This is a genomic window from Streptomyces sp. BJ20, from assembly GCF_022869105.1.
GTDB lineage: Bacteria > Actinomycetota > Actinomycetes > Streptomycetales > Streptomycetaceae > Streptomyces > Streptomyces griseoincarnatus.
In genome coordinates this window covers 5,224,660-5,245,371 of record NZ_CP094918.1, presented here as the reverse complement: position 1 = coordinate 5,245,371, position 20,712 = coordinate 5,224,660, and the positions used below count along the sequence as shown (strand labels likewise).

19 protein-coding genes are annotated in these 20,712 nt (G+C 72.8%); 12 read left to right on the top strand and 7 right to left on the bottom strand.

Going from position 1 to position 20,712, the window contains the following annotated elements:
• Window positions 1-10: 10 nt before the first annotated feature.
• Window positions 11-427: a Rieske (2Fe-2S) protein gene (locus MTR79_RS23720; RefSeq protein ID WP_189366008.1), complete on the bottom strand. Its 417-nt coding sequence runs from the start codon at window positions 425-427 to the stop codon at window positions 11-13.
• Between the two features lie 192 nt (window positions 428-619).
• On the opposite strand from MTR79_RS23720, the gene aroH reads away from it, so the two are divergent.
• From aroH to der, 5 genes are all read left to right on the top strand, one after another.
• Complete coding sequence (gene aroH, locus MTR79_RS23715; protein ID WP_048459150.1) at window positions 620-982, top strand: chorismate mutase; 363 nt, start codon at window positions 620-622, stop codon at window positions 980-982.
• Complete coding sequence (locus tag MTR79_RS23710) at window positions 979-2,064, top strand: prephenate dehydrogenase (RefSeq protein ID WP_086702742.1); 1,086 nt, start codon at window positions 979-981, stop codon at window positions 2,062-2,064. The genes aroH and MTR79_RS23710 overlap by 4 nt, the downstream gene beginning before the upstream one ends.
• Before the next feature lie 138 nt (window positions 2,065-2,202).
• Entirely contained in the window at window positions 2,203-2,889 is a 687-nt protein-coding gene (gene cmk / locus MTR79_RS23705; protein ID WP_048459148.1) for a (d)CMP kinase, read from the top strand.
• A complete protein-coding gene (locus MTR79_RS23700; protein WP_189366007.1) occupies window positions 2,886-3,578 on the top strand; it encodes a lysophospholipid acyltransferase family protein in 693 nt (230 codons plus the stop codon). The genes cmk and MTR79_RS23700 overlap by 4 nt, the downstream gene beginning before the upstream one ends.
• Before the next feature lie 74 nt (window positions 3,579-3,652).
• Window positions 3,653-5,143, top strand: a complete 1,491-nt coding sequence (gene der, locus MTR79_RS23695; protein ID WP_048459146.1) for a ribosome biogenesis GTPase Der — start codon at window positions 3,653-3,655, stop codon at window positions 5,141-5,143.
• Window positions 5,144-5,198: 55 nt separating this feature from the next.
• Here the strand turns inward: der and MTR79_RS23690 are convergent, their stop codons facing one another.
• Both MTR79_RS23690 and MTR79_RS23685 read right to left on the bottom strand, forming a co-directional pair.
• Window positions 5,199-5,573 carry a hypothetical protein gene (locus MTR79_RS23690; protein WP_244791926.1) on the bottom strand — a complete coding sequence of 125 codons (375 nt, stop codon included), beginning with the start codon at window positions 5,571-5,573 and terminating at the stop codon, window positions 5,199-5,201.
• Window positions 5,574-5,705: 132 nt separating this feature from the next.
• Window positions 5,706-6,533 (bottom strand): hypothetical protein, encoded by an 828-nt coding sequence (locus MTR79_RS23685; RefSeq protein WP_086702737.1) that lies wholly within the window; start codon window positions 6,531-6,533, stop codon window positions 5,706-5,708.
• Window positions 6,534-7,078: 545 nt separating this feature from the next.
• On the opposite strand from MTR79_RS23685, the gene MTR79_RS23680 reads away from it, so the two are divergent.
• Together MTR79_RS23680 and MTR79_RS23675 are read left to right on the top strand one after the other, a co-directional pair.
• On the top strand, window positions 7,079-7,726 hold the full coding sequence (locus MTR79_RS23680; protein ID WP_244791925.1) for a transglycosylase family protein: 648 nt from the start codon (window positions 7,079-7,081) through the stop codon (window positions 7,724-7,726).
• A 397-nt stretch (window positions 7,727-8,123) separates the two neighbouring features.
• Window positions 8,124-8,339, top strand: coding sequence for an I78 family peptidase inhibitor (locus MTR79_RS23675; protein WP_006131512.1), 216 nt, complete (start codon window positions 8,124-8,126; stop codon window positions 8,337-8,339).
• Window positions 8,340-8,402: 63 nt separating this feature from the next.
• Here the strand turns inward: MTR79_RS23675 and MTR79_RS23670 are convergent, their stop codons facing one another.
• Window positions 8,403-9,407 carry a phosphatase PAP2 family protein gene (locus MTR79_RS23670; protein WP_086702734.1) on the bottom strand — a complete coding sequence of 335 codons (1,005 nt, stop codon included), beginning with the start codon at window positions 9,405-9,407 and terminating at the stop codon, window positions 8,403-8,405.
• Between the two features lie 234 nt (window positions 9,408-9,641).
• On the bottom strand, window positions 9,642-10,922 hold the full coding sequence (locus tag MTR79_RS23665; RefSeq protein ID WP_244791924.1) for a glycosyltransferase family 39 protein: 1,281 nt from the start codon (window positions 10,920-10,922) through the stop codon (window positions 9,642-9,644).
• Window positions 10,923-11,197: 275 nt separating this feature from the next.
• On the opposite strand from MTR79_RS23665, the gene MTR79_RS23660 reads away from it, so the two are divergent.
• Together MTR79_RS23660 and MTR79_RS23655 are read left to right on the top strand one after the other, a co-directional pair.
• Window positions 11,198-12,898 (top strand): MFS transporter, encoded by a 1,701-nt coding sequence (locus MTR79_RS23660; protein ID WP_086702731.1) that lies wholly within the window; start codon window positions 11,198-11,200, stop codon window positions 12,896-12,898.
• Between the two features lie 689 nt (window positions 12,899-13,587).
• The gene (locus tag MTR79_RS23655) at window positions 13,588-14,778 is read left to right on the top strand and encodes an acyl-CoA dehydrogenase family protein (RefSeq protein ID WP_086702730.1); all 1,191 of its coding nucleotides are present in this window, start codon (window positions 13,588-13,590) and stop codon (window positions 14,776-14,778) included.
• A 39-nt stretch (window positions 14,779-14,817) separates the two neighbouring features.
• Here the strand turns inward: MTR79_RS23655 and MTR79_RS23650 are convergent, their stop codons facing one another.
• Window positions 14,818-15,255, bottom strand: a complete 438-nt coding sequence (locus MTR79_RS23650; RefSeq protein WP_048459138.1) for a cell division protein SepF — start codon at window positions 15,253-15,255, stop codon at window positions 14,818-14,820.
• 291 nt (window positions 15,256-15,546) lie between these two features.
• Between MTR79_RS23650 and MTR79_RS23645 the strand changes: the two genes are divergently transcribed.
• From MTR79_RS23645 to MTR79_RS23635, 3 genes are all read left to right on the top strand, one after another.
• The gene (locus MTR79_RS23645; protein ID WP_086702728.1) at window positions 15,547-16,725 is read left to right on the top strand and encodes a DUF5685 family protein; all 1,179 of its coding nucleotides are present in this window, start codon (window positions 15,547-15,549) and stop codon (window positions 16,723-16,725) included.
• Window positions 16,726-17,055: 330 nt separating this feature from the next.
• Entirely contained in the window at window positions 17,056-17,961 is a 906-nt protein-coding gene (locus tag MTR79_RS23640; protein ID WP_086702726.1) for a S1 family peptidase, read from the top strand.
• 510 nt (window positions 17,962-18,471) lie between these two features.
• Window positions 18,472-19,518, top strand: a complete 1,047-nt coding sequence (locus tag MTR79_RS23635) for a S1 family peptidase (RefSeq protein ID WP_189366024.1) — start codon at window positions 18,472-18,474, stop codon at window positions 19,516-19,518.
• A 60-nt stretch (window positions 19,519-19,578) separates the two neighbouring features.
• On the opposite strand, the gene MTR79_RS23630 is transcribed toward MTR79_RS23635, so the two are convergent.
• Window positions 19,579-20,646, bottom strand: a complete 1,068-nt coding sequence (locus tag MTR79_RS23630; protein ID WP_086702723.1) for a DUF3533 domain-containing protein — start codon at window positions 20,644-20,646, stop codon at window positions 19,579-19,581.
• Window positions 20,647-20,712: the final 66 nt, after the last annotated feature.

Below are 20,712 nucleotides of genomic sequence, written 5' to 3'. Positions count from 1 at the left end.
ACGCGGCGGATCACGCCCGGCGAACCGTATTTCCGTCCACCGTGATCCGCTCCTCGGGCAGCGGCCGGGTCGCCGGACCCCGCTCCACCGAGCCGTCGGCGATGCGGAAGCGGCTGCCGTGGCAGGGACAGTTGATCGTGCCGTCCGCGACCTCGGAGACCAGGCACCTCTGGTGTGTGCAGATCGCCGAGAACGCCCTGAACTCGCCCTCCTCGGGCTGGGTGACCACGATCTCCTCCGCCCCGAGGATCCTGCCCCCGCCCACCGGCACGTCCGCGACCGGCAGCAGCTCCTGCCCGGGCGACCCCGCCCCTTCCGCGGTGTCCGAGGGCGTGCCGGTCCCGCCGTCCTCCGAACCGCAGCCCGCGGTCAGCGCCGCCGCTCCCGATGCGAGCAGGACGGTGCGCCGCGTCGCCCGTGTGGTCATCTCGTCACTCCCTGGATCGCCGTCGCCGCATCCTGACACCGATAACGGAACAGAGGAAGCAATACCGGCGAAACGTCACCCTGGGCGCATACCGGTCGTCTCAGCGGGCGGGCGTCCCGCACCGGCCCGGCCCGCGGCTGACTACGCTGGACGACCGAACAGCCTTTACACACGTGAGCGAGGAGCATCGTCGTGGCGGTACGCGCGGTCCGGGGGGCCGTCCAGTTGGAGCGGGACGAGGCCGGACACATGGAGGAGCAGGTGGGAGCCCTGCTCACCGCGGTGCTGGAACGCAACGGACTGCACACCGACGACCTGATCAGCATCTGGTTCACCGCCACACCCGACCTGCACTGCGACTTCCCTGCCGCCGCCGCCCGCAAGCTGGGCATCGCCGACGTGCCCCTCATCTGCGCGCAGGAACTCGACGTCGAGGGCGCCATGCCCCGCGTCGTCCGCCTCCTCGCCCACATCGAGTCCGACCGGCCCCGCGCCGACATCAACCACGTCTACCTCGGCGCCGCGGCCGCCCTCCGCAAGGACATCGCCCAGTGAGAACCGCCCTCGTCATCGGCACCGGACTGATCGGCACGTCCGCCGCCATCGCCCTGAACCGGCGTGGCGTCGCCGTCCACCTCGCCGACCACGACCCCGAGCAGGCCCGCACCGCCGCCGCCCTCGGCGCCGGCACCGACGAGGCGCCCGACGGGCCCGTGGACCTCGCCGTCGTCGCCGCCCCGCCCGCGCACGTCGCCGACGTGCTCGCCGACGCCATGCGGCGCGGCGTCGCCCGCGGCTACATCGACGTCGCCAGCGTCAAGGGCGGCCCCCGCCGCGAACTCCAGGCGCGCGGACTCGACCTCACCCACTACATCGGCACCCATCCCATGTCCGGGCGGGAGAAGTCCGGCCCGCTGGCCGCCACCGGCGACCTCTTCGAGGGCCGCCCCTGGGTGCTCACCCCCACCCGCGACACCGACACCGAGGTCCTCAACCTCGCCCTGGAACTGGTGTCGCACTGCCGTGCCGTGCCGGTCGTCATGGACGCCGACGCCCACGACCGTGCCGTGGCCCTCGTCTCCCACATGCCGCACCTGGTGTCCAGCATGGTCGCCGCCCGCCTGGAGAACGCCGACGAGGCCGCCGTCCGGCTGTGCGGGCAGGGCATCCGTGACGTGACCAGGATCGCCGCCTCCGACCCGCGGATGTGGATCGACATCCTCTCCGCCAACCCCGGACCCGTCGCCGACCTGCTCACCGACGTCGCCGCCGACCTCGAGGAGACCGTCCGCGCCCTGCGCGCGCTGGAGTCCTCCGACGAGCACAAGCGCCGCGAGGGCGTCACAGGCATCGAGGACGTGCTGCGCCGCGGCAACGCCGGCCAGGTCCGCGTCCCCGGCAAGCACGGCTCCGCCCCGCGCGTCTACGACACCGTCGCCGTGCTCATCGACGACCAGCCGGGCCAGCTCGCCCGTATCTTCGCCGACGCCGAGCGCGCCGGGGTCAACATCGAGGACGTCCGCATCGAGCACGCCACCGGACAGCAGGCCGGCCTCATCCAGCTCATGGTCGAGCCCAAGGCCGCACCCGTCCTCGCGGCCGCGCTGCGGGAGCGGGGCTGGGCGATCCGGCAGTGACCCCCGTCTCCCCGCCCGTCCCTGCGAGACGGGGAGGGCGTCCGCATGTCGGACGGGTTCCCGGGAGCCAGTAATCTGGTGCGGGGCGTGTCCACGCCCCGCACACCCCACCCCACCGCACCAGGAAGGTGTTCCTCCGTGGAAAACGGCGTCGCCAAGCCCGTGATCGTCGCGATAGACGGTCCCTCCGGCACGGGCAAGTCGAGCACGTCGAAGGCCGTGGCGGCGCAGCTCGGCCTGAGCTACCTGGACACCGGCGCCCAGTACCGGGCGATCACCTGGTGGATGGTGACCAACGGCATCGACACGGCTGACCCGTCCGCGATCGCCGCCGCGGCCGCCAAGCCCGACATCCTCTCCGGCACCGAGCCCACGGCGCCGACGATCACCGTCGACGGCGTGGACGTGTCCGGCCCGATCCGCGAGCAGGACGTCACCTCCAAGGTCAGTGCGGTCAGCGCGGTGCCCGAGGTGCGCGCCCGGATCACGGATCTGCAGCGCGCCATCGCCGCCTCCGCCGTCACCGGCATCGTCGTCGAGGGCCGCGACATCGGCACCACGGTGCTGCCCGACGCCGACCTGAAGATCTTCCTCACCGCCTCCCCGGAGGCCCGCGCCGCCCGCCGCAGCGGCGAGCTCAAGGGCGCCGACCTGCACACCACCCGCGAGGCCCTGATCAAGCGGGACGCGGCCGACTCCAGCCGCAAGACCTCCCCGCTGGCCAAGGCCGACGACGCGGTCGAGGTGGACACCACCGACCTGACCCTGCAGCAGGTCATCGAGTGCGTCGTCACCCTCGTCGAGGAGAAGCGGGCGGGGAAGTGACCGACGTTCCCTCGATGCGGGGCGCCGAGGTCGGACGGCGCATCGGCGTCGGCCTGATGTACGGGCTGTTCAAGCCGCGCGTGCTGGGCTCCTGGCGGGTCCCCGCCTCCGGCCCGGTGATCTTCGCCGTGAACCACTCGCACAACATCGACGGCCCCATGGTCATGGGCGTGGCGCCCCGGCCGACGCACTTCCTGATCAAGAAGGAGGCGTTCGTCGGCCCGCTCGACCCGTTCCTGACCGGCATCGGCCAGCTGAAGGTCGACCGGCACTCCACCGACCGCACGGCCATCGCCCGGGCGCTGGGCGTCCTGGAGCAGGGCGGCGTCCTCGGCATCTTCCCCGAGGGCACCCGCGGTGAGGGCGACTTCGCCTCGATACGTGCCGGGCTCGCGTACTTCGCGGTGCGCAGCGGGGCGCCGATCGTGCCGGTCGCCGTCCTGGGAAGTTCCGACCGGCCCGGCCGGTTGACAAAGGCGCTGCCCCCGCTGCGCTCCCGCGTCGACGTCGTCTTCGGCGACCCGTTCGACGCCGTCGAAGGGGCGGGAAGCTCCGGTACGGGTGGTGGTGGGCGACGGGCGGGCGGCAGCGGGAGACGTACGCGCAAGGCGCTCGACGAGGCCACGGCACGCATCCAGAAGCAGCTCACCGCCCACCTGGAAAACGCCAGGCGTCTCACCGGCCGCTGAGCGACACTTGAGTAGTGGATCTCCGTCACCACGGGGGTTCCACCGATCACCACGATGAACGAGGTACCGACTTCATGAACGACCACATCGAGCCCGGCGGCTCGGACGCGCACGACGCTGCGCACGAGCACGATCACGGGGCGCTGGGCGATGCCGAGTTCGCGGAGTTCATGGAGCTCGCCGCGGAGGAGGGCTTCGACCTCGAGGACGTCGAGGGCGCCATCGAGGCGGCGGGCCACGGCCCGCTCCCGGTGCTCGCCGTCGTCGGCCGCCCCAACGTCGGCAAGTCGACCCTGGTGAACCGGATCATCGGCCGCCGCGAGGCGGTCGTCGAGGACAAGCCGGGCGTCACCCGCGACCGCGTCACCTACGAGGCCGAGTGGGCGGGCCGCCGCTTCAAGGTCGTCGACACCGGCGGCTGGGAGCAGGACGTCCTCGGCATCGACGCCTCCGTCGCCGCCCAGGCCGAGTACGCCATCGAGGCGGCCGACGCGGTCGTCTTCGTGGTGGACGCCAAGGTCGGCGCCACCGACACCGACGAGGCCGTCGTCCGCCTGCTGCGCAAGGCGGGCAAGCCGGTCGTGCTGTGCGCCAACAAGGTGGACGGCCCGAGCGGTGAGGCCGACGCGTCCTACCTGTGGTCCCTGGGCCTCGGCGAGCCGCACCCCGTCTCCGCCCTGCACGGCCGCGGCACCGGCGACATGCTGGACAAGGTCCTGGAGGCGCTGCCGGAGGCCCCGGCGCAGAGGTTCGGCGCCGCCCTCGGCGGTCCGCGCCGGATCGCCCTGATCGGCCGGCCCAACGTCGGCAAGTCCTCCCTGCTCAACAAGGTCGCGGGCGAGGAGCGGGTCGTCGTCAACGAACTCGCCGGCACCACCCGTGACCCGGTCGACGAGATCATCGAACTCGGCGGCAAGACCTGGAAGTTCGTCGACACGGCGGGCATCCGCAAGCGGGTCCACCTCCAGCAGGGCGCCGACTACTACGCCTCGCTGCGCACCGCCGCGGCCGTCGAGAAGGCCGAGGTGGCGGTCGTCCTGATCGACGGCTCCGAATCCATCTCGGTGCAGGACCAGCGCATCGTCACCATGGCCGTCGAGGCGGGCCGCGCGCTCGTCCTGGCGTACAACAAGTGGGACACCCTGGACGAGGAGCGCCGCTACTACCTGGAGCGGGAGATCGAGACCGAGCTCGGCCAGGTCGCCTGGGCGCCCCGGGTGAACGTCTCGGCCCTCACCGGCCGCCACATGGAGAAGCTGGTCCCGGCGATCGAGACGGCCCTGGCGGGCTGGGAGACCCGGGTCCCGACGGGCCGCCTCAACGCCTTCCTGGGCGAGCTGGTCGCCGCCCACCCGCACCCGGTGCGGGGCGGCAAGCAGCCGCGCATCCTGTTCGGCACCCAGGCGGGCACCAAGCCGCCGCGGTTCGTGCTGTTCGCCTCCGGCTTCATCGAGGCGGGGTACCGGCGCTTCATCGAGCGCCGGCTGCGCGAGGAGTTCGGCTTCGAGGGCACGCCGATCCACATCTCGGTGCGGGTGCGGGAGAAGCGCGGACGCAAGAAGTAACCGTGCATGACGAAGGGGCGGTCCCGATCGCGGGACCGCCCCTTCGCCGTGTCCGTCAGACGCCGCTGCGGGGGGACGGGGGCAGCCCGGCCGGCACATGGTGCATCTCGTTGGTCCCGCGCCCCGCCGGGCCCACGCGCTGCCACTGCGGCGGCTCCACGGCGGACCGGACGAGGGACGCGCCGAACGACCCGGGACTGTGGTCACGGTACGCGCCCGTACTGTGCGGGATGTTCCCGAAGGCGGTGAAGCCCCAGTCCTCCTCGCCGCTGCGGTCGCCCGGCAGCGTACGGAAGGACTTGACGTACTCGGCGTAGAGAGCGTCGTAGATCGGCGTGGCCGAGTGGCCGCTGCGGGAGTCCTGCGTCGGGCGCACGGGTGCGGGGACCGAGGCGAGGGACTGGCGGCGGGGAGCGTCATATGCGTGCACGTATGTCCAAACGACCCCGTGCCACAAGGGATGCGGCCCCCCTGGAGTTTTCGCGCGTCGGCGCCCGTCAGGGGTGCGGGGAACCGCGAGACCAGCCCCCACGCACCGTCGGCCGACGCACGACGTCCCGCGTCAGATCCCGGCCAGCGGCAACGCCGCGGACACCAGCTTCCCGTTGGCCGCGGCCTTGTCCAGCGCGTCCCGCATCAGATCCTCCCGGGGCTGACGCCCGATGGACCCCACCGGCGCGGCGAACATCAGCACCTGCTGGTGCTTGTTCGCCGCCGCCCGCCACCCGTCGGTGACCTGCAGCGGCTGGTGCGCCTGCCACCAGGCCACCGGACGGCCCCCGTTCGGGTTCGGCTGGAGCACGGCGTGCAGCTGCCCCGCCGCCAGCAGCACCGACCACCCGTGCAGCACGGGCGGCACGGCGGCCAGCTCGGTCATCGGCATGAAGCCCTGCTCGATCAGCAGCGGCAGGAAGTCGTCGCCGGACCCGAAGGTGCCGGGCCGGGCGACGGGGGCGGTCGGCTCGACCACGAGCGCCGGGTGCAGCTCGTTCTGGATCAGCACCAGCCCGCTGGTCACCCCCAGCACTGCCTGCTCGGGCACCAGGTTGGACGACTGCTGCGGCGACTGCTGGGTGTGCTGCGGAGGCAGCGGCTGCTGCTGGGGCTCCCCGCCCACGGCGCCGATCGACCGCACGGCGCCCTGGAGCTGTTCCTCGGTGACCTGGACGACCTGCGAGGGCAGGCAGGTGGCGTGGGCGAAGGCGAGCACGGCGGTCTCGTCCCCGATGAACAGGACGGTGCTGGTGCGCTCCTGCTCCGAGTCGCCCGGAGTCCGGCAGGAGGTGCAGTCGTAACTGCCCGGGGCGGACTCTCCGGCGAGCAGGCGGGCTGCTTCTTCGTCGCCGATCTCGGCGCGTACCTCGTCGCTGACGTCGAGCATGCGCGGCACGGGTGGCTCCCTCGGGATGCGGTGCGTGGCGAGGCCGGGTGGCTCCCGGCCCGTGGTCCGGGTGGGTCCCCGGCTCATGAAGAAGACAACGGGCGATCTGTGGCGGTAGTCACGCCTTACGGCGAACGGAATCGAACCATCCAGCGCGCAGCGTCACGGCAGGTGCGGAATCCGGCACTCAACGTCAACTCACCTTTGACGCAAGGGGTTTGACCGGGTGAGGTGCCTCACAACCAGCTCCGCCCAGTGGTCGACAAATCCGGAAATCGCGCAATGAAATGGGTGGCCGAAAATCGCTGATACCCCGGGTAAGTCTCAACTGGCCAGGGGCGACGGGCCGTTGGTTGATCCTGGTGCCGACGGCTCCCTACATTCCTCCGCCGGGTGCAACGAGCACCGCTCGGGTACGTCCGCCGACCGCACCACCGACGCACCACCCTTCGTACGACCCCGACGGCGGACGGGGCGGCCGCGGCCCGCGCGTCCCCTGACGCGCCGGGCGGCGTTCCGCCAGGGGAAGCCCGGGTCCTCGGGGAAGGACATCCATGTCCGTATGTGCCGACAACACCCGTCGTAACGCCCGCGGGGCGCGTACCGCGGCCTTCCTGGCCGGCGCAACCCTGCTCGCGCCGCTCGGACTGCTGGCCGCCGCAGGCGGCGCGGCGGCCGCGGACGACGGGGTGTGGGACCGCATCGCCCAGTGCGAGAGCGGCGGCGACTGGCACATCAACACCGGCAACGGCTACTACGGCGGGCTCCAGTTCTCCGCCTCCACCTGGCGCGCCTTCGGCGGCACCGCGTACGCCCCGACGGCCGACCGCGCGAGCAAGGCCCAGCAGATCGAGATCGCGACGAAGGTCCAGCGCACGCAAGGCTGGAACGCCTGGCCCGTCTGCGGCGCCCGAGCCGGGGCGTCGGGGCCCGCCCCCGTCGCGGACCCGGCGCCCGCGAAGAAGGCCGGTCAGGAGTCGGCCGCGACGCAGCGGAGCACGGTGCAGGCGGCCCCCGGGCGCGCCGCCGCCCGCCCGGACCGGGGCGCTTCCCGCGGTGACTGGACCGTCCGTCCCGGCGACACCCTGAGCGGGATCGCCGCCCGTCACGGGACGGACTGGCAGCGGTTGTACGCGGCCAACCGGGACGTCATCGGCGACGATCCCGACGTGATCGTGCCCGGGCAGCGGCTCGACATCTGAGGCGCCCCCGTCATCGGGGAACCAGGGTCCCTCCGGCCGTCCGGAGGGGCCTTCGCCCGTCTCGTCCGCCTGGGCACGCCGACCCATGTGACGAAAATGCGCACTTCTTGTGCACACCCCTTTCACGGGGCGACCGTGCCCGCCCGGGAATGCGCCGCGGAAGCACTCCCGAATACCTCACGCGACACAATTCTTTCGGGGTTTGTCGGGGCCACGGCGAGGTACTCGGGAATCTTTTTGAATGCCACCGGGCGGAGCACACAACCGCTCTTTCGGGTGACCGCCGCCCGTACGCCCCCGTCGTGATCCTGTGACACAAGTGTGACCACGAACGGTCGCGGGCACCGGCTCCCGGCGCGGACTTCCGCGTTTCCGGGCCAGGGCATAGCGTGGCCGCATGGCACCCATTCCGACACCCCCCACGGAACCCAGCGACAGTCCGGACGCCTATGTCGGCCTCGCCGCCGACCGGGCCGAGCACCTCGCGCGTGAGCGCGGCTGGTCCTCGGTGCGGGCCCTGGCGCCGGGGACGATCGTCACCATGGAGTACCGCGTGGGCCGGCTGAACTTCGAGGTGAGGGACGGCCGGGTGGCGCGGGCCTGGAAGGGCTGAGACACCCCGACGGCCCCGGTCCTCGGGCAGAGGACCGGGGCCGTCGGGCTGTCCGGGGGTCCCTCAGGGGCGCGGCGCAGGCGTCGTCCCGCGCGGGTGACGGTCGGTGTGCTGCGGGCGCCGGCTGCCGGCGGGCGTCACCGGGGAGCGCTCGGCGCGGCTGGTGTGCGGGCCGGGCGCGAGATAGACCGGCGACCGGGCCGCGCGTCCGGCGGGCACCGGCTCGTGCACCGTGCCGGCGGGGCGCTCGGTGAGCGGACGGACCACGACGGGGCCGTCCGCCGGGGCGGGTACCGGCGCCTTGGTGCCGCGGCGGTCGCCCAGCCGGTCCCGCACGGCGAGGATCCGGGCCTCGGCCCGCGCGATCAACGGCTCGAACCAGGGCAGCGCGAGCAGGATCAGCAGGCCCGCGGCCCAGCCCAGCAGGACGTCGCTGAGCCAGTGGGTGCCGATGTAGACGGTGGACAGCCCGACGCCCAGGGACGTCACGGCCGACAGTGCGGAAAGCCAGCGGCGGGCCCGCGGGGTGGAGGCCAGATAGGCCAGGATTCCCCAGGTCACCACGGCGTTCGCGGTGTGACCGCTCGGAAATATATCCCCGCCGAGCCACATCTCGTTCGAGCCGATCTCGGTCGCGTAATGCGGTCCGAGCCGCCCCATGCCGTACTTCGCGGCGCCCACCGTGACGTTGAGCAGCAGCAGGGAGACGCCGAGGGCGAGCAGCGGGCGCAGCGTGTGCTGCCGCCAGGAGCGCCAGCCGAGCCAGGCGGCGACCATCACGGCGGTGGGGCCGCGCTGGCCCAGCACCACGTAGTAGTCGACGAAGGCGTGCAGCTCCGGCCACTGCTGGTAGGGGCGGAAGAACATGACCTGCCAGTCCAGGCGGACCAGCCAGGAGGTGACCACCACGGCCCACACGATCGCCGCGTAGAAGGCCAGGGTCGCGCCGAGGAGCACGATCCGGTGCCGGCTCATTCGCGGCATGCCGACGTGGGCCGGTCGCTCCGGCTCACGGTCCAGCCTCGCGAACACCCGGTCCAGACGGGTGTGACTCCGTTCGGTACGCACCCAATCGACGTTACAGCGAGTGAGTGTGCCGACCCGACGATTCAGCGGCTTTGTGATGACGATGTGATGTGGCATCCCTCTCAGACGCGCCCTTTATTTCCGGCGAATCCGAGCCCCCGCCCGCAATTGTTTTGGGCATGTCGAGCGCCCTCGGTTTATCGGCTGACCGAATTGGTTCACCTGCGGCTCGTGTGGAATTCCCCTGCCGCTCACCGGCCGTCCGGGCCGGCGGGATCAGGGCGGTCCGGACCCGTTCAGCCAGAAGGCGCCGTAGGCCGCCGAGCCCGCCGCGACCGCCACCAGTCCCGCCGCGAGCAGGCGCGTCCGCGCCCGGGCCAGGGCCACGGCGAGCGGCAGGAGCAGCGGGAAGGCCGGCATCAGCAGCCGCGGTTTCGACCCGAAGTAGCTCGACGCGCACAGGGCGAGCGCCGTGACCGTGCCGGCGTAGACCAGCAGCGGGAGCGGCTGTCCCCGGCGTACGCACAGGACGTAGAGCCACACCACCAGGGCCACGCCGACGACCAGAGCGACCCCGGCGAGGGCCGACGGGAAGGACGTGAACCGTCCGGCGACGAACAGGGCGAACGCGTAGCCCCCGTCGAAGCCGTTGCGCCAGCCGGCCTGCACGTCCAGGTAGCCCAGCAGGCCGCCCCCGGTGCGGTCGCCGACCCACAGGACGTACCCGGCGGCCCCGAGGGGCGCGAGCAGCATCCCGACCACCCGGCGCAGGCGCACACCAGGGGCGTGCGGCGATGGCGGAGCGCCGTCCGGTGCGCCCGTATGCGGGGCGCCGGACGGGGGACCGGCGTGGCCGCCGTCGCGCGCGCCGCCCGCCGGTACCGCACTGCCGTCCCCCACGAAGGAGGAGCCGGACCGCTCCCGAAGGAAGGCGGCCACCCCGGCCGCCCAGACCGCCGCGACCACCGCCAGCCCCACCGGCCGGGTCAGCCCCGCCAGCCCCGCCAGCAGGCCCGCCGTCACCCAGCGCCCTGTCAGCACCGCGTACAGGGCCCAGGCCGCCAGCGCCGTGAACAGCGACTCGCTGTACGCCATCGACTGCACGATCCCGACCGGCAGCACCGCCCACAGCAGCACCGCGCACACCCCGGCCCGCCGCCCGTACAGATGGTCGGCCACGGCGAAGATCCCCCAGGCCGCGGCGAGCGAGGCGAGCAGGCTCACCACGAACCCCCCATCCGCGTACGACAGCGGGGAGACCGCCGCGGCCAGCCGCTCCAGCCACGGCAGCAGCGGGAAGAACGCCAGGTTGGAGTGCACGTCGCCATTGGGGAGCCGCACCTCGTAGCCGTACCCCAGCTCGGCGACCCGGGTGTACCAGAGGGAGTCCCAGCGGGCGGTCAGCAAGGTGTACGCGCTCTTGCCGCGCGCCTCGCTCCACAGGGCCAGGACGACCAGGCCCAGGGCACGCACGGCGGCGTACCCGAGGAGCGCCGGGGCGGCCCGGCGAAGAGCTCCGGGGCGGGCCGCGGCGGCACGCGTCTCGAGATCGTTCACGCGCCGATTATCGACCCGGCCCGGCACCGGCCCGCCCGCGTCGGTGTGGGAACCGTACGGAGGAACGGGCCGGGGGAGTGGTGTACGCCACACGGATCGGCCGCGAGGTTGAGAGGCCCGCCACTCGACCTCAGCGTTCCCTCGCGTACTCTGACGTGTCACTCGCCGTTCGCCGCGCGGGCCGGGGACGACCGCTCCTCTCCGGCCGAGGCACGGGGGAGTCCCCCACCCCGTGAGCCCGCGGTACCGCGAGGGAACTTCTGGGAGGTACGTACATGTCCGGGACGACCACGGCCGCCGCGCTGCGCCGTCGGGCGGCCGGGGCCGGTGCCAACCGGTGGGTGGTGCTCGTCGTCCTCTGCGTCAGCCTGCTGCTGGTCGCCGTCGACGCCACCGTGCTGCACGTGGCCGTCCCCGCCGTCACCGAGGACCTCAAGCCCGGTGCGGTGGAACTGCTCTGGATCGTCGACGCATATCCGCTGGTCTGTGCCTCGCTGCTGATCCTGTTCGGCACGCTGGGCGACCGCGTCGGCCGCAGACGCGTCCTCCTCCTCGGCTACACCCTGTTCGGCGTGGCCTCGGCCATGGCGGCCTTCGCGGACGACGCGCACCTGCTGATCGTGGCGCGGGCGCTGCTCGGCGTCGGCGGCGCGATGATCATGCCGGCCACGCTGTCGATCCTGCGCCAGGTCTTCCCCGACCGCCGTGAGCGGGCGCTCGCCATCGGCATCTGGAGCGCCGTCGCCGCCGTGGGCGCCGCGGTCGGACCGCTGCTCGGCGGCTTCCTGCTGGAGCACTTCTGGTGGGGCTCGGTCTTCCTGGTCAACATCCCGCTGATGCTGGTCAGCCTGCCCGTCGGGCGGATCCTGCTGCCCGAGTCGAAGGGCGACAGCGACGGCCCCTGGGACGTGGTCGGCGCGCTCACGGCCGCCGCAGGGCTGTTCGCGATGGTCCTCGGGGTGAAGCGGCTCGGCGCGGGCGAGCTCGGCGCGGCCACGCTGCTGCCGCTGGCCGCGGGGGTCGTCCTGCTGGTGCTGTTCGTCCGCCGGCAGCGCAGGCGCGAGCATCCGCTGCTCGACCTGCGGATGTTCTCCCGGCCCGCGTTCAGCACCTCGGTCGGCTGCATCGTGCTGGCCATGCTCGCCCTGGTGGGCCTCGAACTGATCGCCGCGCAGTACCTCCAGCTGGTGCTGGGGCTGTCTCCGCTGGAGACCGGGCTGCGGCTGGTGCCGCTCACCTTCGCGGCGATGGCCGCGGGCCTGGCGGGCGCCCGGATGCTGCGCCGGTTCGGTCCGCGCCGCATGGTCTCCCTCGGCTTCTGCCTCACGGCCGGGGCGGTGGTGCTGCTGACCGCCATGGGCGGCGACGACAACGCCCCGCTGCTGCTCGGCGGGTTCGTGCTGCTCGGCTTCGGCCTGGAGACCACCCTCTTCGGCGCCTACGAGTCGATGCTCAGCGAGGCCCCGCAGGACCAGGCCGGCGGGGCGGCGGCCATCGGCGAGACGTCCTACCAGCTCGGCGCGGGCATCGGCATCGCGCTGCTCGGCAGCGTGATGAACGCGGCCTACGCGCCCGGGCTCTCCCAGGTCCCCGGGGTGCCGGCCTCCGCGTCCGCCGCGGCGGCGCACTCGCTGGGCGAGGCGTACGAGGTCGCGGCCCGCCTCGGCGGCCCCGCGGGTGAGGCGCTGCGCCTGGCCGCCCGCCACTCCTTCGTCCACGGCCTGCACGTCACGCTCCTGGTCAGCGCGGGCCTGCTCCTCGCCGGCGCGGCGATGGCCCTGCGCCTGCCGCGCCTGATGCACTGCGACCCGGAGGAAACCCCCTCCGGACCCGCGTCCGCACCGTCTTCGGCCCCGTCCGGCTCCGCCCCCGCCTCCGGGACCACCGCCGAGGCGTCTCCCGCCGCAGGGCTCGGCAGCACCCCCATGCGGATGCCCGCGCAGCGGGAGTCGCGTGGCTCGGGCGTGAAGGTCTGACCCGCCAGACCGGAGCCACCTCCGGCCATGCCGCCGAGCCCTCCCTGGGGGCCACTGTCACGGTTGCCCCGTGGGCTGCGTCCTCGGCGGTCCGCCGGGGTGCCCTTCGGTAAGGCCGCGAAGCTGTTCGCGAGGCCGGTGACGAGGCCGTCTCCGGGCCCGCCGTTCTGGCCGTGGCCGGTAGCGCCCCCAGGCCGGTAGCGCCCCCAGGCCGGTGGCGTCCCCCGAGGCCTGGCTCCGGGGATGGCCCGTCTTGGGTCTGCTGTTTTGGCTGTCTTCGGTGGCTTCTCGAGGCCTGGCTCCGGGGACGGCCCGTCTTGGGTCTGCTGTTTTGGCCGTCTCCGGGGGCTCCCCGAGGCCCGGCTTCCGGTGACGGCCCACGCCGTCCCCCCCGGGGGCCGAACCCGGTGGCGCTCGCTCCGGAAGCCCGGGAGGGGACCGGCGTGCCCGAACGGCGGAAGCCCCTGCGCGGCCCGCGAGGCCGGCATGGGGCTCGGTGCGCCCCGGCACCGGGACCGCCCCTGTGCGAACGCCCGCGCGGCGGTTGCCGTGGAGGGCCGGGGGCGCGGTGTGACGCGTCCGGCGTGGACCGGGGTGGACGGAGGGAGGACCGCGTCGTAACGTCGGGCCGAGCCTGACTAGCAGTGCTAGTCGACGTACCGGATGACCAGCCCCCGGAGGGTGCACCCATGGCCGCGTCCGCGAAGCCGCCCGCGTTCGACCCCGCCGACCCCCTCGGCCTCGACGACCTGCTGGAGCCGGAGGACCTGGCGATCCGGGACACCGTGCGCGGCTGGGCGGCGGACCGTGTGCTGCCGTACGTCGCGGACTGGTACGAGAAGGGCGAGCTGCCGGACGTCCGCGGGCTGGCCCGGGAGCTCGGCGGGATCGGCGCGCTCGGCATGTCCCTCGACGGGTACGGCTGCGCGGGCGCGAGCGCCGTGCAGTACGGGCTGGCCTGCCTGGAGCTGGAGGCGGCAGACTCCGGCATCCGCTCCCTGGTGTCCGTGCAGGGCTCCCTCGCCATGTACGCGATCCACCGCTTCGGCAGCGAGGAGCAGAAGCGGCAGTGGCTGCCCCGGATGGCAGCCGGCGAGGTCATCGGCTGCTTCGGGCTCACCGAGCCCGACCACGGCTCCGACCCCGGCTCGATGCGCACCTACGCCAAGCGCGACGGCTCCGACTGGGTGCTCAACGGCCGCAAGATGTGGATCACCAACGGGTCCGTGGCCGGGGTCGCGGTCGTCTGGGCGCAGACCGACGACGGGATCCGCGGCTTCGCCGTCCCCACCGACGCGCCGGGCTTCTCGGCCCCGGAGATCAAGCACAAGTGGTCCCTGCGCGCCTCCGTCACCAGCGAGCTGGTCATGGACGACGTACGGCTGCCCGCCGACGCGGTGCTGCCGGAGGTGACCGGGCTGAAAGGCCCGCTGAGCTGTCTGTCGCACGCCCGGTACGGGATCGTGTGGGGCTCGATGGGCGCCGCGCGCGCCTGCTTCGAGGCGGCCGTCGACTACGCGAAGTCACGGGAGCAGTTCGGGCGGCCCATCGGCGGCTTCCAGCTCACCCAGGCCAAACTCGCCGACATGGCGGTGGAACTGCACAAGGGGATCCTGCTCGCCCACCATCTGGGGCGGCGGATGGACGCCGGCCGCCTGCGTCCCGAGCAGGTCAGCTTCGGCAAACTCAACAACGTGCGCGAGGCGATCGAGATCTGCCGCACGGCCCGGACGATTCTCGGGGCCAACGGGATCTCGCTGGAGTACCCGGTGATGCGGCACGCGACGAACCTGGAGTCGGTGCTCACCTACGAGGGCACCGTGGAGATGCACCAGCTCGTGCTGGGCAAGGCGCTCACCGGAATCGACGCGTTCCGGTAGACCTGCCTGCGGGGGCGGGGCCGGCTCGGCGGCCCCGCCTCAGCTCTGGTTGAAGAAACCGTCGGCGCGGTGCGCGGCCGGCTCGCCGCTGACCACCTCGGTGTCGGCGGGGCTGAGCAGGAACACGCGGTTGGACACCCGCTCGATGGAGCCGCGCAGACCGAAGATCAGACCCGCCGCGAAGTCGACGACGCGCTTGGCGTCGGTGGCGTCCATGGCCGTGAGGTTCATGATGACCGGCACACCCTCGCGGAACAGCTCACCGATGGCGCGGGCGTCCCGGAAGCTGTCCGGGGTGACCGTGCCGATCCGGCGGCCCCGCTCCTCGGCGGCGTCCGCGGCCACCTTGACCCGAGGGTCGGTGACCCAGGCCTCGCCGGGCTCGGTCCCGTCGGAGTAGTCGTCGTCGTAGTAACGCTCGTCTTCGTTGTCGTCGACGAGGCCAAGCCAGGCACTCGCCTTGCGTACCGATCCCATGGACGCCTCCTCTCACAGCGGTCTTTCGTGCTTTCCGCATCCCTATGGTCGTCCATGATGCGGAGGGTGCGCCAAGTGGATAGACGCCGCGCGGGGGGTTTGTGACGGTACTGGTGCACAGCGAATCCGTCGAGAGTCCTGGTTTCCCAAGGGCCGTGACACAAACGGATGCTGACTGAGAGTGAAATATGATTCTACGCGGCGTACGGGTGAAGAGGGGTGCATCCGGGTGAACGCCGCGACCGGTACGATGCCGCAGCCGAACGTCGTACACATGCACGGGGGGACGTCGTGTTCGGGATCGTCAGGCCCTGCCGTCACCGGCTGGGCGAGAAGCTCACCGCCCAGTGGACGGCCCATCTCTGCGGGCTCTGCCTGGCCCTGCGCGGCGACCACGGGCAGCTCGCGCGCATCGTCACCAACTACGACGGGCTGCTGATCTCCGTCCTGACGGAGGCTCAGGCGGACCCGGGCGGCTCCACGGGACGCCGGACCGCCGGCCCCTGCCCGCTGCGCGGGATGCGCACCGCGTCCGTCGCCCACGGCGAGGGCGCGCGGCTGGCCGCGGCCGTCTCCCTCGTCCTCGCCTCCGCCAAGGTGCGCGACCATGTCGCCGACGGTGACGGGCTGCTGGCCCGCCGTCCGGTGGCGCTCGCCGCGCGCCGGGTGGCGGCGGGCTGGGACCGGGCGGGCGCCCGGACCGGCTCCGACGTCGGGTTCGACACCGCCGTCCTGGTCGACGCGGTGGACCGGCAGACCGGCATCGAGTCGCTGGCCGGACCAGGCACCCCGATCCTCACCGTCACCGAGCCGACCGAGACGGCGACCGCGGCGGCCTTCGCGCACACCGCGGTGCTCGCCGGGCGGCCCCGGAACGCCGCACCGCTCGCGGAGGCCGGGCGTCTCTTCGGGCGGCTCGCGCATCTGCTGGACGCGGTGGAGGACCGGGAGGCCGACGCCGCCTCCGGCGCGTGGAACCCGCTCACCGCCACGGGCACCTCGCTCGACGAGGCCCGCCGGCTCGCCGACGACGCCGTGCACGGCATCCGGCTGGCGCTGCGCGAGGCCGAGTTCACGGACGGCGGTCTCGCCCACCGGCTTCTGGTGCATGAGCTCCCCAACTCCGTCCGACGCGCCTTCGGTACGCCCTCCTGTGCCCACGGTTCGCATCCGTACGCCCCTCCGGGTGCTCCCGGTGCTCCCGGTGCGCCGGGTGGGCCCACCCCGCCCGAACCGCCGCGCCGGGACCGGCGCGGGCTGCTGGCGGGATGCGCCGTGTGGCTGGGACTCGCCTGTACCTGTCAGCTCTGCTGCGGCACCTACGAGGACCCGTGGACGCGCGAGCGCAAGGAAGGCTGTCTCCACAACTGCGACTGCGACTGCTGCGACTGCTGTGAGTGCTGCAACTGTTGCAACTGTGGCGGAGAGGACGGCTGTTGCAGCGGTTGCGACTGCGGCTGCGACTGCTGAGGCGGCCTCGGACGTGACAGACGTGCTCACGGTTCCCTCCGTGGGTCTGCCGGGGGCGGGATCCAGCCACCCCGATCCTTGTTCGACCGGTCGTCACCCCGGTGTGACGACCGGTGACGCCGGGGCGGGAGGGGAGCAAGTCGACCAGTCGTCCCTAATCCTCAGGCCAAAAGGCACCCTTGCGCCGAACGGTCGGTCGGCCGAATACTCACCGCAGCGCTTGTCAGGGGCACGACGGGTCCGGAATCCGGTTCGCCGGCCGCTGACTGCGCCTCACCGGGCCCGCAAACCCCACGAGGGCCCCCAACTTCCTTTGTGGAGGAACGAAACGTGAGGATCAAGCGCACCACCCCCCAGAGCGGCATCTCGAGACGGACTCGGCTGATCGCCGTTTCCACCGGCCTCGTGGCCGCCGCCGCGATCGCGATCCCCAGCGCGAACGCGGCCGAAACCCCCACCACCTTCAGCACCTCCGCGCTCAAGAGCGCGAGCGGCTCGGTGCTGAAGGCCGACGTCCCGGGCACCGCCTGGGCCGTCGACAGCAAGACCAACCGGGTCGTCGTGACCGTCGACAGCACCGTCTCCCAGGCCGAGATCAACAAGATCAAGCAGCAGGCCGGGGAGAACGCCGAGGCGATCACCGTCAAGCGCACCCCGGGCAAGTTCACCAAGCTCATCCAGGGCGGCGACGCCATCTACGCGAGCAGCTGGCGCTGCTCCCTCGGCTTCAACGTCCGCAGCAGCAGCGGAGCCGAGTACTTCCTGACCGCCGGTCACTGCACGGACGGCGCGGGCACCTGGTACTCCAACTCCGCGCGCACCACGGCCATCGGCACCACGGCCGGATCCAGCTTCCCGGGCAACGACTACGGCATCGTCCGGTACACCGGCTCCGTCAGCCGGCCCGGTACCGCGAACGGCGTGGACATCACCCGTGCGGCCACCCCGAGCGTGGGCACCACCGTCATCCGTGACGGCTCCACCACGGGCACGCACAGCGGCCGGGTGACCGCGCTCAACGCGACCGTCAACTACGGCGGCGGAGACATCGTCTCCGGTCTCATCCAGACCACGGTCTGCGCCGAGCCCGGTGACTCCGGCGGCGCGCTCTACGGCAGCAACGGCACCGCGTACGGTCTGACCTCCGGCGGCAGCGGCAACTGCTCCTCCGGCGGCACGACCTTCTTCCAGCCGGTGACCGAGGCCCTGAGCGCCTACGGGGTCAGCGTCTACTAGGACGCCCCGCCGGCCCGGCCGGTTCTGTACGGCTCCCGAGGGGCCGACAGTCCTCACGAGCCCCCGCACGCGACCCGCGTGCGGGGGCTCGTCCCTGTTCCGGGCCGGGTCCCACGGCCGGTGCGATCGCGACTCCCGCGCGCCGCGCACCGGACGGATCCTGCCGTGGAGGGGCGATTTTCAGCCATCGACCGAACGGGCGGTACGTGCCCCCGGTGACCCCCGCGTGACGTTTGCAGTGTGAACCGTCCCGCGTCTCCATGAACTGTCAGGACATAGAGGGCGCACGGATGTTGTCGCACGCGCGTCTGGAAGTCGACCTTGTGAGCGCCCTGTGACGTTCGGAAGAGTAGGCGGCGTTCAACCGGCGCGGGCGTGCCTTTTGCTGTGTTCCACCCCCGTGGCCGTACGCCTTCCGGTCCGGCGAGGTCCCCACAACCCCTCCGGGCCGTCCCCCCCACAGGAGGACGTGAGTTGAAGCACCGACGCATACCCAGGCGCCGTGCCGTCATGGCGGGTGCGGGCATCGCCGCACTGGCCGCGGGCGCGGTCACCTTCCAGACTGCGAACGCCAGTGAGGTCCCGGCCGACGCCGCGCCCCGCACCCTCTCGGTCCAGGCGGCCGGAAACCTCGCCTCGACGCTGCTCCAGGACCTGGGCACCGACGCGGCGGGAACGTACTACGACGCGAAGACCAAGAGCCTCGTGGTGAACGTGCTCGACGAGACCGCGGCCGAAGCCGTCGAGTCGGCCGGCGCGAAGGCCAGAGTCGTGGCGAACTCGCTCGCCGACCTGAAGAGCGCGCGCACCGCGCTCCAGCAGGACGCCACCGTCCCGGGCACGTCCTGGGTGACCGACCCGGTCGCCAACAAGGTCGTCGTCACGGCCGACCGCACGGTCTCCAAGGCCGAATGGGCCAAGCTGACCGAGGTCGCCGAGGGCCTCGGCACCACGGTCGAGCTCCAGCGCACCAAGGGTGAGTTCAAGCCCTTCGTCGCGGGCGGCGACGCCATCACCGGCAACGGCGGGCGCTGCTCGCTGGGCTTCAACGTGACCAAGGGCGGCGAGCCGCACTTCCTCACCGCGGGCCACTGCACCGAGGGGATCTCGACCTGGTCGGACTCCTCGGGCGGCGTCATCGGCGAGAACGCCGCGTCCAGCTTCCCGGGCGACGACTACGGCCTGGTCAAGTACACGGCCGACGTGGCGCACCCGAGCGAGGTGAACCTCTACGACGGCTCCTCGCAGTCGATCTCCGGCGCGGCCGAGGCGACCGTCGGCATGCAGGTGACCCGCAGCGGCTCCACCACCCAGGTCCACTCCGGCACGGTCACCGGCCTGGACGCCACCGTGAACTACGGCAACGGCGACATCGTCAACGGTCTGATCCAGACCGACGTGTGCGCCGAGCCCGGCGACAGCGGCGGCTCGCTCTTCTCGGGCAGCAGCGCGGTCGGTCTCACCTCCGGCGGTAGCGGCGACTGCACCTCCGGCGGCACGACCTTCTTCCAGCCCGTCACCGAGGCCCTGTCGGCCACCGGTACGCAGATCGGCTGAGCCCGCTCCGGCAGGCACGGCGTCCCGTTCCTCCCGCGCGGAGGGGCGGGACGTCCGCGTTCAGGCACCGGATCCTCGTGCCGTGCGCGCCGGTTCCGGCTCCGGCCGCCGGCGCAGCGCCGACATCAGCACGGTGACGACGGTCCCCGCCACGGCCCAGGCGGACAGCACCAGCAGCGGGCCGGTCACGCCGTTGCCCCGGAAGTACACGATCGAGCGGGCCGCCCAGGTGCCCGCGCCCGGGGGCAGCGCCGGTCCGATCGCCGCCCAGAACGGTGGCAGCAGCGGCCCCGGCAGGGCGCCGCCCGAACTGGGGTTGCCGAGGATCACCACGATGAGGATCGCCACGCCGATCCCGATGACCCCGAAGACGGCCTGGAGCGCGAGCGTGGCGGCGCCCACCGCGAAGATGATCAGCGCCCCCAGCCCCCACAGCCCCGCGAACCCGTCCGGCAGCGCGTCCAGGGCCGGTCCGGCGATCAGCGCGCCGCCGAGCCCCCCGAGCACCGCGACCACGGCCATGGCACCGAGCCGGATCACCGCCCGGCGCGGGGTGGACGCGCGGGCGCCCGAGCTGATCGCCAGGATCGACGCGCACAGATAGCCGCCCACGCACCAGCCGACCACCACGTAGAACGACGACAGCCCGTTGGCGTCCTGGGCGGAGGCCGGGGCGACGTCCTCGACCCGCAGGGTGCGCCGCTCGTCCCGCTCCACCTCGGTGAAGAGCCGCTCCAGGGCGGTGGCCAGCGAGGTGCCGCCACCGGTGGCGACCAGCAGGGTGTCGGTGGTCCCCTCGGGGTCGACCACCAGGGCCCCGTCGATGTCCCGGTCCTCGATCTGCCGGCGGGCGGTCGCCTCGTCCGCCACCGTCCGGGGATCCAGCGGCGAGCCCGGCAGCTCCTCCAGCCGGGTCACGGTCTCCTTCGCCACGGGCGGGGGCGCGACGACCCCGACGGCCGCGTCCCGCAGGGCCGGGTGGTGCAGGGCGCCCACGTACGAGGTGATGAACAGCAGCATCAGCGCGATCACGCCGAGCACCAGCAGGGTGGCCCGCGGGGTGACGGCGTCGCGCACCTCCCCGAGGAACGAGCGGGGTCGGGCCCCGGGGCCGGTGCTCTGTGTCATGTCCCCACGGTCCGGGGGAGCGGGCGTTTGCGCAGGTGGGACAGGGCCGAACGGATGTCGCACACT

Coding starts and splice junctions, on each gene's coding strand:
- MTR79_RS23635 (WP_189366024.1), top strand. CDS start 18,472: ATGGCGGGTGCGGGCATCGCCGCACTGGCCGCGGGCGCGGTCACCTTC.
- MTR79_RS23660 (WP_086702731.1), top strand. CDS start 11,198: ATGTCCGGGACGACCACGGCCGCCGCGCTGCGCCGTCGGGCGGCCGGG.
- MTR79_RS23720 (WP_189366008.1), bottom strand. CDS start 427: ATGACCACACGGGCGACGCGGCGCACCGTCCTGCTCGCATCGGGAGCG.
- MTR79_RS23680 (WP_244791925.1), top strand. CDS start 7,079: ATGTCCGTATGTGCCGACAACACCCGTCGTAACGCCCGCGGGGCGCGT.
- der (WP_048459146.1), top strand. CDS start 3,653: ATGAACGACCACATCGAGCCCGGCGGCTCGGACGCGCACGACGCTGCG.
- MTR79_RS23630 (WP_086702723.1), bottom strand. CDS start 20,646: ATGACACAGAGCACCGGCCCCGGGGCCCGACCCCGCTCGTTCCTCGGG.
- MTR79_RS23675 (WP_006131512.1), top strand. CDS start 8,124: ATGGCACCCATTCCGACACCCCCCACGGAACCCAGCGACAGTCCGGAC.
- MTR79_RS23655 (WP_086702730.1), top strand. CDS start 13,588: ATGGCCGCGTCCGCGAAGCCGCCCGCGTTCGACCCCGCCGACCCCCTC.
- MTR79_RS23650 (WP_048459138.1), bottom strand. CDS start 15,255: ATGGGATCGGTACGCAAGGCGAGTGCCTGGCTTGGCCTCGTCGACGAC.